We start from the raw sequence: 14,220 nt of genomic DNA on the forward strand, positions 1-14,220 counted from the left end.
AAAAGGAATGATGAACATGCAAGAAATTAAAGCATCAATGGCGGGAACAGTTTTAAATGTAATGGTCGGCGAAGGAGATGCGGTTACAGCAGGACAAGAACTCGTTATGCTTGAATCGATGAAAATGGAAATTCCAATTGAAGGTGTGGAAGAAGGAACAGTTGCAGAGGTTAAAGTGAATGTTGGCGATTTTGTGAACGAAGGCGATGTACTCGTTACGGTAAAGTAAGCGTGTGTTCTGAACGAGCGCTCGATCTAACCCTAACAGAAGGAGGAGTTTTCAATGAATCATCTAGAAGAGCTTTTATCGTCTAGAGCATCAGAGGTTGAGTCTGGTGGTGCTGAGAAATATCATGAGAAGTTAAAAGAATCAAACAAACTTTTTGTACGAGATCGTCTGAAGCTTCTGTTTGATAATGGCGATTATATAGAAGACGGAAAATTTGCAAATCACCTTGCTAAAGATCTACCAGCAGACGGTGTTGTAACAGCGATCGGTAGCGTGAATGGTGAAAAGGTATGCGTGATGGCGAATGATTCCACTGTTAAAGCTGGCTCATGGGGAGCCCGTACAGTGGAAAAGATTATTCGCATTCAAGAGACAGCGATGCACCTTAAAGTGCCTCTTTTGTATCTAGTGGATTCAGCTGGTGCGCGCATTACGGATCAGTTAGAAATGTTTCCGAATCGTCGCGGAGCCGGAAGGATTTTTCATAATCAAGTAAAAATGTCTGGGATGGTGCCGCAAGTTTGTTTGTTATTTGGTCCATCAGCGGCAGGTGGTGCTTACATACCGGCATTCTGTGACATCGTAATCATGGTGGATAAAAATGCTTCCATGTATCTCGGCTCTCCGAGAATGGCTGAAAAAGTGATCGGTGAAAAAGTGACGTTAGAACAAATGGGTGGTGCGCGGATGCACTGCAGTACAAGTGGGTGCGGAGATGTTCTTGCTGATAATGAAGAGCATGCAATCGAACTTGGAAGAAGCTATCTAAGTTATTTTCCGGGGAATTTCCATAAGCAGCCGCCTCATCTAGAAGGGAAACTTCCTTCACTTGAAAAATCAATCAGCGAGATTGTTCCTGAAAATCAAAATGCCCCATTCAACATGTATGATTTAATCGATGCACTTGTTGATAAAGAAAGTTTTTTTGAAATGAAAAAGCTGTTTGCGCCGGAATTAATTACAGGCTTTGCAAGAATTGATGGACGAGTTGTTGGGTTGATTGCAAACCAGCCTAAAGTAAAGGGTGGCGTGCTTTTTGTTGATTCAGCCGATAAAGGAGCTAAATTTATTCAGCTTTGCGATGCATATCATATTCCGCTTATTTTTCTTGCGGACGTCCCAGGCTTTATGATTGGAACGAAAGTAGAAAGTGCTGGCATTATTAGACATGGGGCGAAACTCATTGCGGCAATGAGTTCGGCGACCGTTCCGAAAATTTCAGTTGTTGTTAGAAAGGCTTATGGAGCAGGCTTGTATGCCATGGCTGGTCCTGCATTTGAACCGGATTGTTGCATTGCGCTTCCAACTGCCCAAATTGCTGTAATGGGCCCTGAGGCGGCTGTGAACGCTGTGTATGCGAATAAGATCAATGCGATTGAGGATCCAAAGGAACGAATCGAATATGTGAAAGAAAAACATCAGGAGTACAAAGAGCACATTGACATTTATAAACTAGCATCAGAGTTAATTGTTGATGATATTGTGCCTGGAAGTGAACTACGTAATGTGTTAGTTGAGCGGTTAAGTTACTATGAATCGAAAGAAGTGGAAGCACCATCAAAAAAACATCCGGTCTATCCGGTATAAAATGCTGAAAATCCCTTAACTTAACTGTTGAGGGATTTTTTTCTCATCAACATGATTAACCTGTGCTAAACTTTAAAATAAAGACTCACGATAAGGTGGGGGAGATGTTGAACGTAACGATAATTGGAGCAGGGTCAATTGGATTATTAGTGGCTGCGAAGCTTGCTATGAATGGCCAAGTCGTGACAGTTGTATGCCGACGCAAACATCAGGCTGATCAGCTCCGCAAAGGCATTAACTACATAAATAGACGCAAGACTCAGTGCGTCAAAGTACAGGCAACACATCATCTGTCCTCAACAAAAACGGATTTACTCATTGTGGCAGTCAAGTCAAATCAGGTTCCGTCTGTGCTGTCGTTGATTCAAGAAGTGTATCACGATTCGAATTTGCCGGATATCCTTTTTATTCAAAATGGGATGGGGCATCTTTCCTATATCGAGTTGTTGCATCATAATGTTCTTGTCGGGGTAGTCGAACATGGTGCGTTGAAGATCGATGAAAGAACAGTTGAACATACTGGTGATGGAGTCATTAGGATGAGCACTTATTCAGGTGTTCCCAATGTACTAACTGCACTTTCTAGCGAAGATTTTCCGGTTTATTACGAACCTGACTGGTACGAGATGCTTGCGAAGAAATTAGTTACAAATTGCGCGATTAATCCACTAAGTAGTCTATATGGTGTTTTAAATGGAGAGCTTTTGCAAAATGCAAGGTTTTATAGTCTGATGAGAGAATTAGTAAAAGAAGCTTGCGAAGTTCTCGAGTTAGAATTTGAACGGTCATGGAATGATGTGCAGCTCGTATGCAGAAAGACGAGCGCGAATACGTCTTCGATGCTCGCAGATATACAAGCTGGCAGATTAACTGAAATCGATGCAATCACAGGATACGTACTAAAAGAAGCGGAGGCACGGGGGAAATATGTTCCTTTTTCAAGGTTTGTCTTTGATAGCGTGAAGGGTCTTGAGATGGTAACGAGATAGAGAAGGGAGTCTCATGAAATGGAAAACCTCTTATCATGGATTGTAGCAACGGCTGTGACAGCCCCACTGCTCGCATGGTACCTGGTCTATATTATTACGGTGAAAATGACACGAAAGAAAAAATTCTCTTTTCGTCTTGCAGTAGATCTTTCTACAATCTTTTTTATTTTAAGCGTGCATTTTATTCTAATAGAATTAGTTGGAAAGTCTTTTCTGTGGGTTATTTTATTAATGATTATTGGAGCTGCAGGAGCCTTTACGATTCTGCATTGGAAAACGAAAGATGACATTCACATTCATAAAGTGATAAAAGGCGCGTGGCGATTTAATTTTCTATTGTTCTCGACAGGGTATGTCGTTCTTTTGCTTATTGGGTTAGTTCACCGAATTATTTCGGTCTAACTCATAAGCTTTTTTTTTGGTAGCGATGAGGAAGTTTGATATACTAACAAAGGATTAAATAGGCGGATTTCAGTAACGGTGTCAAGAAAGGAAGAAATATTAATGAGACTCAGAGAAACATTCCTTCCAGGATCAAATGTCATTGCGACAGATTATATCGCTGAGAAAACAACGCTCTCAGCTTTTTTTGACTATACATATCAGCATGATTCCTCGTATGAAGAGCGATACAAAGAGTTAATGGAACGTCATCAAGATCGTGCGGATTTAACGGAACACTTGATGGAGTTTAATGAAAGTTTTGAAGCTGAAGGACCTGCGCTTAGAAATATCGAGCGTTTACAACAACCAGAATCGGTCACAGTTGTTGCCGGACAACAGGCTGGTGTGTTAACTGGTCCTCTTTATACAATCAATAAAGCGATATCGGTCATTAAATTAGCAGAAGAGAAAGAACGAAAGCTTGGGGTACCTGTTATACCTATTTTTTGGGTAGCGGGGGAAGATCATGATTATCACGAAGTGAACCATATTTATTCGTATGATGAAGGGCGGGAGCATAAAGAGGCAGTGCCTCAAAAACAAATGACCAAGCAGGCATTATCCGATATATCGCTTGATCATGATGCGATGAACACTTGGACGCGTGACATGCTCAAACGATTTGGGGAAACTTCATATACGAAAGAGATACAAGCGTTTCTTGAAGGAGTAACAGAGAAGTCAACTACTTACGTGGATCATTTTTGTTACATCATGACAAAGCTTTTTTCAAAGCATGGACTAGTGCTCGTAGATTCAGGTAACAAAGATTTTCGCCAGCTTCAGACGGACTCGTTTAAACAAATGATTCATCAAAACGAAACAATCAATGAAGGGGTTTTAACCCAGGCGGCTCATCTTCGTGAAGAAAATTATCCAATTGGTGTTGACCTTGATGACCAACAAGCAAATTTATTCGTAAAGGTAAATGGCGAGCGAATTTTACTAGAACGACTAAACGGAAGATTTGAGGGGAAAACGGCTTCCGTTTCATTCTCGAAAGAAGAACTGCTTGATTTAGCAGAACGTCAACCGGAAGATTTAAGTAACAATGTAGTGACGCGACCGATCATGCAGGATTTAATGTTTCCTGTGCTAGGATTTGTGGCTGGGCCGGGTGAACTTGCCTACTGGGCTCTGCTGAAGCCTGCTTTTCATACTTTTGGAATAAAAATGCCTGTAATCGTGCCACGGCTTACATTTACGTTTGTGGAGCGACATATTCAAAAGTATGTCGCTGACCTCTCCTTAACAGATGATGAAATACTAAAGTCAGGGATCGAGCACTCAAAAGAAACCTATATGCGCCAGTTAGATGATGTAGGGATTGGGACGACATTTAACGATGCTAAGTTAAAAGTGGAGGAAATTCATCAAAATCTTCGTGATTTGACAGAATCCGTTGATCGCGGACTTGATCGCTTTGCGGAAAAGAATGGCCGGTTCCTTCAAAGACAGCTTGATCTTCTTCAACAAAAACTCTATCAATCACTCGAGTACCAGCATGAAAATACGTTGGCTAAATTCGATGAGGTGGGATTTGCATTAAAACCAAACGGCGCTCCGCAAGAGCGAAAGTGGAATGTTGTCTATTATTTAAATTGGCATGGTTTGGATTTTGTAGATCAAATGATGGATCTGGAGCTTCCCTTTAATGATCAGCATAAGGTGATTTATCTTTAAAGAATAGAAGGGAGAGAAGCGGTTATTTCGATTCCTAACCATATAGTTGAAAAGCTGCCGGAGGATTCTGGCAGCTTTTTTTAGTTTGGGCAATATAATAGAGATTTGGCCAATAAAAATGGGATTTAGCTAATATAATTCGTATTTGGCCAATATACTTTGAAACTGGCCAATATAACACGATAGGGATCGTTTCATTCGACAAATAGCGGGGGGTGACAGGCACTCGTAAGAAAACCAAATATTTTTAAAGAAAAATCCTGCTGAACAGCAGGATTTTTGTGTTGTGGTACGAATTAATTTTTTAGTGGTGAAAAGTGGGGAGTTGTGGTAACTTAGAGGTAGAAAGTGGGAGAGGTGGATGGAGCCATGTTTATGGGGGAATATCAACATACTGTTGATGAAAAAGGCAGAATGATTATTCCCGCTAAGTTCCGTGAAGAACTTGGAGAAAGCTTCGTCCTCACCCGCGGGTTAGATAAATGTATCTTCGGCTACCCAATGACCGAATGGGAAGTTCTTGAAGAGAAAATGAAATCACTCCCTTTTACAAAGAAAGATGCTCGTGCTTTTACCCGATTCTTTTTCTCAGGTGCAACTGAATGCCAACTGGATAAACAGGGCAGGGTAAATATTGCCGGAACATTACGCCAGTATGCAGGGCTTGAGAAAGAATGCGTTGTAATTGGTGTTTCAAATCGATTAGAAATTTGGGACAAAGCGGTCTGGGAAGAGTATTTCAATGCATCAGAAGATTCTTTCTCTGAAATCGCGGAAAGTATGATGGATTTCGATTTGTAGAAGGTCAATATGGAATGAAGGTTAAGGTGTCGCTATGTTTGAACACATTACAGTATTAAAAGAAGAAGCAGTAAATGCACTAAATATTAAAGAAGATGGTATTTATGTAGACTGTACGCTTGGTGGCGGCGGTCATTCAAAAGCTATCCTGGATAAGCTTACCACAGGACACCTCTATGCTTTTGATCAGGATCAGTGGGCAATCGATAATGCCAAAACAACACTGGCAGGGTATGAGGAAAAGCTCACGGTTATCGAACGAAACTTTAGTTTTATTAAAGAAGCGTTAGCTGACCTCGGTGTTGAAGGCGTTGATGGGATTTTATTTGACCTCGGTGTTTCCTCTCCGCAGCTTGATAAAGGTGAGCGGGGGTTTAGTTATCAACATGATGCACAGCTGGATATGAGGATGGATCAATCTTCCAGTTTATCAGCGTACGAAGTGGTGAATGAGTGGGAGTACGAACGTCTCGTCTCGATTTTTTTTAAATTTGGTGAAGAAAAGTTTTCAAAACAAATCGCTCGCAAAATTGAAAAAGCAAGGGACTTAAAACCGATTGAAACCACATTTGAACTCGTTGATCTCATTAAAGATGCTATTCCTGCACCTGCGAGAAGGAAAGGGGGACATCCCGCTAAAAGAATTTTTCAAGCGATTCGTATAGCGGTAAATGATGAGCTGAAAGTATTTGAACAGGCTCTAATTGACGGAATGTCCATTTTAAACCCAGGCGGACGGATGAGTGTCATCACATTCCATTCTCTTGAAGATCGGATTTGCAAAACAACGATGAAAGAAGCGGCTTCGGGGCCAGAACTTCCACCGGGAATGCCGATTATCCCAGATGCATACCAGCCTGATATGAAGCTAGTAACAAGAAAGCCAATTCTACCATCTGAAGAAGAGCAGGAAGCAAACAGACGTGCACGATCAGCGAAGCTTCGTGTGGCAGAGAAAATGTAAAGATAAAAAAAAAGAAGGTGCAAGGGGGAAAATGATGAGTAACTTGGCGTATAAGTATCAGCAGCAGCATCAAACGCAAAAACAAGTTGAAACAAAAAAGCAAGCGGTTTATGTAGAACGTGGACGTATTACAAAAGGAGAGAAAATGCTCTGGATGATGCTTGTACTTACTTTTGTGGCCGCGTCAATTTTTATGGTTTCAAATTATGCTACAATTTATAATTTGAATACGGGTCTGCAGCAAGCAGAAGCAGATCAACGTGCTCAAGTGAAACAGAACGATGAGCTTCAAGTGAAAGTAACTGAGCTAAGTGCACCCGGTCGAATTGTGAACATTGCCGAAGAAAAATTAGGCATGCAGCTAAATGATCAAAACGTAGAAGTGATCAACAAGGGATCATAATTTCGGAGGTTTGCACTGTCATGAAAGAAACAAATAAGAACTCACATATTAATGTTGGAGCAGCGATTTTAATGTTACTATTTGTCCTGCTCTTTTTTGCTTTTATTGGAAGGTTTTTCTATATTGAATGGACGCAGGCGGTTTCAGGTTCCGACGGTGAAAAAGTGGACTTAATGGAGCTAGGGAAAGATAAGTGGACGCGAAGCAAGATTCTTGAAGCGGATCGCGGTACGATTTATGATCGCACAGGAGAAAATGCGCTTGCCACTGACATTCCTTCATTTACACTGCGAGCCATTTTAGATGAAAATTATGAAGATCATGTAAAAGATGTTTCGAAAACTGCGGCTGCTCTTGCGCCGATTCTAGAGATGGAGCAATCCGATGTTACTGAAATTCTATCTAGAGAAGAACTATTTCAGGTGGAGTTCGGAGCATCCGGAAAAAATTTAAGCCTTACTCAAAAAGAAGAAATTGAAAAACTCGACTTACCTGGAGTTGGCTTTATTCCAACGAAAACGCGCCTCTACCCTAATGAAGAGTTTGCTTCTCATCTTCTTGGGTTTACAAATGAAAATGAAAAAGGTGTCCAGGAAGGCTTGTTAGGTTTAGAAAAGGAATTAAATAAGTATCTTGTTCCGCAAGAAGGGAAAGAAACGTATCAAAGTGATCGGGAAGGGTTTAAACTTCCTTATGGAAATGAAAATATCACACCTTCAAAAAGTGGGAATGACGTCTATTTAACGATTGACCAAAAGATACAGGTATTAATGGAAAACGCATTAAATGAAGCGCAGGAGAAATATAATCCTGAGCGAATGACGGCCATCGTTGCTGATCCGGATACGGGTAAGATATTAGCAATGGGAAATCGTCCAACGTTTGATCCCAATTTAAGAGATGTTTCAAATTATACAAATATGGCATTAACTGCTTTTGAACCAGGCTCTACAATGAAAGTCTTTACTGCAGCAGCAGCTATTGAAGAGGGCGTGTACAACGGAGATGAACTTTTTCAATCAGGACAATATTCTGTACCAGGTGGTCGGGTAAGTGATCACAACGCTGGAGAAGGTTGGGGCATGATTAGCTTTGATGAGGGAATTCGTCAATCCTCTAACGTAGCAGCATCCATTTTAGTAAAAGAAAAACTGGGTTATGACAAATACGAAGACTATTTAACGAAATTTGGATTAGATGCTAAAACGGGGATTGATCTTCCTGGAGAAGCTTCTTCAAGAATTACTTATAGTGGAGAGCTTGAACGGATAACGACTGGCTTCGGTCAAGGGTCTACCATTACACCAATTCAACAAGTTCAAGCGATTACGGCAATTGCAAACGGTGGAAAGATGATGCAACCTTATGTAATTGAGAAAATTGTTGATCCTGAATCAAATGAAGTGAAACTTAATCACGAGCCAAAAGTAGCGGGAGAGCCAATTTCGAAAGAAACAGCAACACAAACTCGCGATCTACTTCGCACGGTTGTGACAGATGGTACGGGAACACCATATAACATTGAAGGTTACGAGATTGCTGGGAAAACAGGTACAGCACAAATTTCTGAAGGGTCAAAAGGATATATGAGTGGATACGGAAACAACATCTTCTCATTTATTGGAATGGCCCCTGCAGATGATCCAGAATTAATTGTTTATGTAGCCGTTGATCGACCTGAACTCGAGTATCCGGAACTAGGAAGTGACCCTGTTTCTCTCATCTTTAACACGGTTATGAAGAATAGCCTTCAATATTTGAATATCGATCCGATTGAGAAGGAAGATAATGCTTCTGAGGAAGCAGAAGAGACAGAATCCGGTCAACTCTTAAAAGATGTAACGGGCATGAGTGTAAAAGAAGCTAAAAAGCAGCTTGAAGACAAGGACTTATCTGTCACATCACTTGGCGAGGGAGAGGTTGTTGGTCAATCTCCTAGGCCGAGTACGAAAATTCTCAATGGTGAACGAATTATTTTGCAAACGGAAGGTAACGCTACAATGCCTGATATAACAGGTTGGTCTCTTGCAGACGTAATGAAGCTCGTCGAGTTGGTTGAGTTAAAACCAAATGTGATGGGGTCAGGTTATGTAGTGAAGCAAGGGATTGAAACGGGAAGTACGATCAAAAAAGATGACTACCTTGTAGCCGAATTAAAGACGCCTTCTTCTGAAACGGAAGAGGAAGAAGAGCCAGAAGAAGAACCAGAACCAATTACGGACTAGCAGGTCTATCCTTCGAACCGAAAACATATAGTGAAACGAGCATAATCAGGGAGGATGAGTTTATGCGCGTTTCGAATGTCACTGTTCGAAGAAGACTTGTGATCGCACTTATTGTTGGGCTATTTGTATTTGCTGTAGTTATTGTAAGACTAGGTTATGTACAGCTTGTTATGGGGAGCTGGCTTAGTGAGAAAGCGAAGGATTCGTGGAGCCGAAATATCCCGTTTGAACCTAGCAGAGGAGAAATCCTCGATCGTAACGGTGTAGCTCTTGCCACAAACGTGAGTGCTCCGTCTGTTTTGATTGTTCCTAGACAGCTCCAAAATCCAGCTGCCACTGCCGAAGCTCTAGCGGCGTCTCTCAATACTAGCAAGGAAAAAGTTTATGAAACAATCACTCAGAATGAATCAATGGTCTGGATTCGACCTGAAGGTAAGAAAATGACGAACGAGAAAGCAAATGAGATCCGAAAATTGAACCTACCTGGAGTTTATATTGCAGAAGATAACAAACGCCACTATCCAAATGGCGATTTTTTAGCTCATGTGCTTGGATTTAGTGGCATTGACAATCAAGGGTTAACTGGGATCGAGCTCTATTATGACGCTGAATTAAGTGGGGAAAAAGGACAGGTAGAATATTACGCTGATGCGAAAGGAAAGCGAATGCCATCGCTCGCAGATGATTATACAGAACCTGTCGATGGACTTGATCTTCGGTTAACGATTGATTCCCAAATCCAGACGATTATGGAAAGAGAGTTAGATATCGCTGAAGCAACCTATCATCCAGATGGCGCAGCGGCCATCGCAATGGATCCAAATACAGGTGAGATTCTTGGAATGTCTTCAAGGCCAGATTTTAATCCAGAAGAATTCCAGGAAGTATCTCCTGATGTTTGGAACCAGAATAAGCCTGTTTGGAGTACGTATGAACCGGGATCAACCTTTAAAATCATTACTCTTGCTGCAGCACTTGAAGAGGGAGAGGTGGATCTTGAGGAAGATCATTTCCATGACCCAGGTAGCATTGAAGTTGCAGGGACAAAATTAAGGTGCTGGAAAGCTGGAGGTCATGGAAGTCAGACGTTTTTAGAAGGCGTACAAAATTCCTGTAACCCTGGTTTTGTTCTTTTAGGTGAGCGTCTTGGCAAAGAAAAGCTTTTTTCCTATATTGATAAATTTGGCTTTGGTGACAAAACGGGAATTGATTTACAAGGAGAAGCGAGCGGGATTCTTTTTGATGTTGAAAATGTCGGCCCCCTTGAACTAGCCACGACTGCATTCGGGCAGGGCGTTTCCGTCACGCCTATCCAGCAAGTGACGGCTGTTTCTGCGGCAGTGAATGGTGGCACGCTTTATGAACCATATATCGCCAAAGAATGGATAGACCCAGAAACTGGGGCAGTTGTAAGCAAAAACACGCCACAAGCGAAGCGACAGGTAATTTCTGAGGAAACTTCCAAAGAAGTAAGGCACGCGCTTGAAACGGTTGTTGCACTAGGGACTGGAAAGAACGCCTATGTGGACGGTTATCGCGTCGGAGGAAAGACAGGAACAGCTCAAAAGGCTAAAGACGGAGCTTATCTCAAAAATAATCACATCGTTTCCTTTATCGGTTTTGCTCCGGCTGATGACCCGCAAATTGTTGTATACGTTGCGATCGATAATCCCAAAGATACCCTTCAATTTGGAGGGATTGTAGCGGCACCAATTGTAGGTAATATAATCCAGGATAGTTTGACGGTTATGGGTGTTGAAAAAAGGGAAGACCAGATTGAGAAAGAAACGACATGGCAGGATGAAGAGATGATTGAAATGCCGGATTTAGTGGGTATGTCTTCAAAAGAAATTCGTGAAGCGATGTATAATTTGAAAATTGATTCGAGTGGGGAAGGCGATATTGTTGTAGCCCAGGCCCCAGAACCTGGTGTGAAATTACCGGTTGGTTCAGAAATTCGGCTTTATATGGGTGACAAATAAGCGACCGGTGAGTACAATAAGTAGTGAACAAGCCAAGGCGTATGCTCTTGGCTTGTTTTCTGAAAATATGTCAGCAAACTAGAAAGGTTTGAAAGAAATGAAATTAAACGATCTTCTTCATGCATTACTTACATATAAACAGGTAGGAAAAGGCGATCCAGAAATAAAAACGATTGAAAGTGATAGTCGTGCCGTAACAGATGGCAGTCTCTTCGTTTGCATTCCAGGTTATACAGTAGATGGGCATGATTTTGCAGAGCAGGCTGTTCAACAGGGAGCTGTTGCTCTTATATCAGAAAAAGAGATTAATGTTTCAGTACCCGTTATTCTCGTTCGTGATGCGCATCGCGCCTTAGCTGAACTTGCAAATCGTTTCTATCAACATCCGACGAAATCATTTTCATTAATTGGCATCACAGGAACGAATGGGAAGACAACCGTTTCTCATTTAATAGAACAGATACATAGAGATAAAAAGCAAACAACAGGGTTAATCGGAACAATTAATATGAAAATAGCCGATGAAGAATTTGAAACGAAAAACACAACTCCAGAACCACTCTTGCTTCAAAAGCAATTTGCTAAAATGCGCGATCGTCATGTGGACACGGCCGTTATGGAGGTCTCTTCTCATGCCTTAACACTAGGACGCGTGAGAGGTTGTGATTATGATATTGCTGTGTTTACAAACTTGACGCAGGATCATCTGGATTACCATGGTACGATGGAAGAATACCGTCAAGCAAAAGGTCTTCTTTTTTCACAGTTAGGTAATACATATGATACAGGGAGAAAAAAGGTAGCCGTCCTTAATGGAGATGATGACGCTGCACAGCAGTATGAACAAATGACATCTGCTCATATTTTAAGATATGGCATAGATCGTCCTGCAGATATTAAGGCAGATCACATCTCTTTTTCTGCGAATGGGACAAGATTTCGCTTAAGTACCCCAGAAGAAAACCGTGACGTTAAATTGATGCTAACAGGCAAATTCAGCGTATACAATGCACTTGCAGCAATTGCAGCTTGTCTTGCAAATGGTTTAGATCTTGATCATATTTTGAACAGCCTAGAGAAAATCGCAGGCGTGCCTGGACGTTTTGAACTTGTAGATGAGGGGCAAGGGTTCCCAGTGATCGTTGATTATGCTCACACTCCAGATAGTCTTGAAAATGTCTTATTGACAGTAAAAGAAATGACCGAAGGAAACGTTTTTGCAGTGGTTGGTTGCGGGGGAGATCGTGATCGAACAAAACGACCACTCATGGCTAAGATTGCAACTGAAATAGCGGATACTGCTGTATTAACATCAGACAATCCACGAAGTGAAGACCCAGAACGCATTTTAGATGATATGGTCGAAGGTGTGAAAGGTCACTATGTGAGGATAACGGAGCGGTCAGAAGCGATTCGACATGCGATTCAAAATGCTGTTAATGGAGATGTAGTCCTTATCGCAGGAAAAGGACATGAAACCTATCAAATCGTTGGTGATCAAGTTCTTGATTTTGATGACCGAGAAATCGCACGTCAAGCAATAAAGGAGCGAAAAGGATGAAATTTTCATCGGAATTACTAAACAAAATTAGTCAAGGGCCAGTTGATCACGAACTGGTCTTTGAAGGTGTGGCAACCGATACGCGTAAGGATTGCACAAATAAACTATTCGTACCTATCGTTGGCGAAGTTTTCGATGGCCATCGTTTTATCGATGCTGCCATCGTTAATGGTGCTACCGGAACACTTTGGGATAAAAGCAAACCGTTTCCTATAGACCTTGTCGGGAAAATCAATGTTTACGAAGTGGAGGATACGACAGTTGGATTCCAGGAATTAGCCAAACAGGTTCTAAAACAGCAAAAACCTTATGTGATTGGTGTTACAGGAAGTAACGGGAAAACGACCGTTAAAGATATGCTTGAGGCTGTTCTAAGTCCGAAATATAAAACATTTAAAACACAAGGTAATTTAAATAATCATTGGGGACTGCCAATGACCGTGCTTGCGATGCCTGATGACACAGACGTGTTGATTTTAGAGATGGGAATGAGCGGTCTCGGAGAAATCTCCCTTCTTACTCAAATCGCACAGCCTGATGTAGCGGTTATTACAAATATCGGAGAGTCACATTTACTTCAACTTGGTAGCCGCGAAAATATTGCTAAAGCAAAGATGGAAATTGCTGAAGGACTTAAGTCTGAAGGTGTTCTCGTTATTGATGGCGATGAGCCACTCCTGACACCAGATCACAAAAATGTGATTTCTTGTGGCTATGAAGACAAAAACGACCTTCAAATTGATCGTATTCAAAAGAGAGAAAATGGCTATGTATTTACATTGAAAAATGAAAAAGAGCCGTTCGAAATATCTTTGTTAGGTAAACATAATATTAAAAATGCTGTGTATAGCATCGCTTCAGCAAGAAAACTAGGGATGACGGACGATCAAATTCGCAAATCGTTATCCTCCTTAACGTTAACTGGAATGAGGCTTGAAAAATTCCGGTCATCTACTGGTGCGTTAATTATTAACGATGCATATAACGCAAGTCCAACCTCAATGAAAGCAGCATTAGAAACGCTCGCTGAGTTAGAAGGCTTTAATAAAAAAATTGCTATTCTTGGTGATATGTATGAACTTGGTGATCAGGAAGAATTTCTTCACCGGGACATTGCAACCGCGGTAAAACCGTCTATTACAGAAGTGATTACCGTTGGTGACAAAGCAAAGTGGATTTATGATGGGATGACGGAAAATGAAACGCAAGTATCTGCTGTTTCCTTTGACAACAAAGAAGATGCCGCATCATATTTATCGGGTCGACTTGATGATCAAACAGCTGTTTTATTAAAAGCATCAAGAGGGCTTGGACTCGAAACCATACTACAGGCATTAGGGAAAGAATCATAA

12 protein-coding genes are annotated in these 14,220 nt (G+C 41.4%); all 12 read left to right on the forward strand.

What is annotated here, in order from left to right; genetic code table 11:
• Nucleotides 1-16: 16 nt before the first annotated feature.
• Nucleotides 17-229: a biotin/lipoyl-binding carrier protein gene (locus PQ578_RS13220; protein WP_098443288.1), complete on the forward strand. Its 213-nt coding sequence runs from the start codon at nucleotides 17-19 to the stop codon at nucleotides 227-229.
• A 54-nt stretch (nucleotides 230-283) separates the two neighbouring features.
• Nucleotides 284-1,816, forward strand: a complete 1,533-nt coding sequence (locus PQ578_RS13225; RefSeq protein WP_273834770.1) for an acyl-CoA carboxylase subunit beta — start codon at nucleotides 284-286, stop codon at nucleotides 1,814-1,816.
• 107 nt (nucleotides 1,817-1,923) lie between these two features.
• Nucleotides 1,924-2,805, forward strand: a complete 882-nt coding sequence (locus PQ578_RS13230) for a 2-dehydropantoate 2-reductase (RefSeq protein ID WP_273834771.1) — start codon at nucleotides 1,924-1,926, stop codon at nucleotides 2,803-2,805.
• A gap of 18 nt (nucleotides 2,806-2,823) precedes the next feature.
• Complete coding sequence (locus PQ578_RS13235; RefSeq protein ID WP_098443291.1) at nucleotides 2,824-3,207, forward strand: DUF3397 domain-containing protein; 384 nt, start codon at nucleotides 2,824-2,826, stop codon at nucleotides 3,205-3,207.
• A gap of 102 nt (nucleotides 3,208-3,309) precedes the next feature.
• The gene (gene bshC / locus PQ578_RS13240) at nucleotides 3,310-4,932 is read left to right on the forward strand and encodes a bacillithiol biosynthesis cysteine-adding enzyme BshC (RefSeq protein WP_273834772.1); all 1,623 of its coding nucleotides are present in this window, start codon (nucleotides 3,310-3,312) and stop codon (nucleotides 4,930-4,932) included.
• A 369-nt stretch (nucleotides 4,933-5,301) separates the two neighbouring features.
• The gene (mraZ, locus tag PQ578_RS13245; protein ID WP_273834975.1) at nucleotides 5,302-5,733 is read left to right on the forward strand and encodes a division/cell wall cluster transcriptional repressor MraZ; all 432 of its coding nucleotides are present in this window, start codon (nucleotides 5,302-5,304) and stop codon (nucleotides 5,731-5,733) included.
• A 34-nt stretch (nucleotides 5,734-5,767) separates the two neighbouring features.
• Nucleotides 5,768-6,697, forward strand: a complete 930-nt coding sequence (gene rsmH, locus PQ578_RS13250; RefSeq protein WP_098443294.1) for a 16S rRNA (cytosine(1402)-N(4))-methyltransferase RsmH — start codon at nucleotides 5,768-5,770, stop codon at nucleotides 6,695-6,697.
• A 34-nt stretch (nucleotides 6,698-6,731) separates the two neighbouring features.
• Nucleotides 6,732-7,100 carry a cell division protein FtsL gene (ftsL, locus tag PQ578_RS13255; RefSeq protein WP_273834773.1) on the forward strand — a complete coding sequence of 123 codons (369 nt, stop codon included), beginning with the start codon at nucleotides 6,732-6,734 and terminating at the stop codon, nucleotides 7,098-7,100.
• Between the two features lie 20 nt (nucleotides 7,101-7,120).
• The gene (locus PQ578_RS13260) at nucleotides 7,121-9,325 is read left to right on the forward strand and encodes a penicillin-binding transpeptidase domain-containing protein (RefSeq protein ID WP_273834774.1); all 2,205 of its coding nucleotides are present in this window, start codon (nucleotides 7,121-7,123) and stop codon (nucleotides 9,323-9,325) included.
• 62 nt (nucleotides 9,326-9,387) lie between these two features.
• On the forward strand, nucleotides 9,388-11,307 hold the full coding sequence (locus tag PQ578_RS13265; RefSeq protein ID WP_273834775.1) for a stage V sporulation protein D: 1,920 nt from the start codon (nucleotides 9,388-9,390) through the stop codon (nucleotides 11,305-11,307).
• A gap of 97 nt (nucleotides 11,308-11,404) precedes the next feature.
• Nucleotides 11,405-12,868 carry a UDP-N-acetylmuramoyl-L-alanyl-D-glutamate--2,6-diaminopimelate ligase gene (locus tag PQ578_RS13270; protein WP_273834776.1) on the forward strand — a complete coding sequence of 488 codons (1,464 nt, stop codon included), beginning with the start codon at nucleotides 11,405-11,407 and terminating at the stop codon, nucleotides 12,866-12,868.
• A complete protein-coding gene (locus PQ578_RS13275) occupies nucleotides 12,865-14,220 on the forward strand; it encodes a UDP-N-acetylmuramoyl-tripeptide--D-alanyl-D-alanine ligase (protein ID WP_273834777.1) in 1,356 nt (451 codons plus the stop codon). Before PQ578_RS13270 ends, PQ578_RS13275 begins: the two co-directional genes overlap by 4 nt.

Origin of the sequence: Guptibacillus sedimenti (genome assembly GCF_028610665.1) — a bacterium.
Lineage (GTDB): Bacteria > Bacillota > Bacilli > Bacillales > Guptibacillaceae > Guptibacillus > Guptibacillus sedimenti.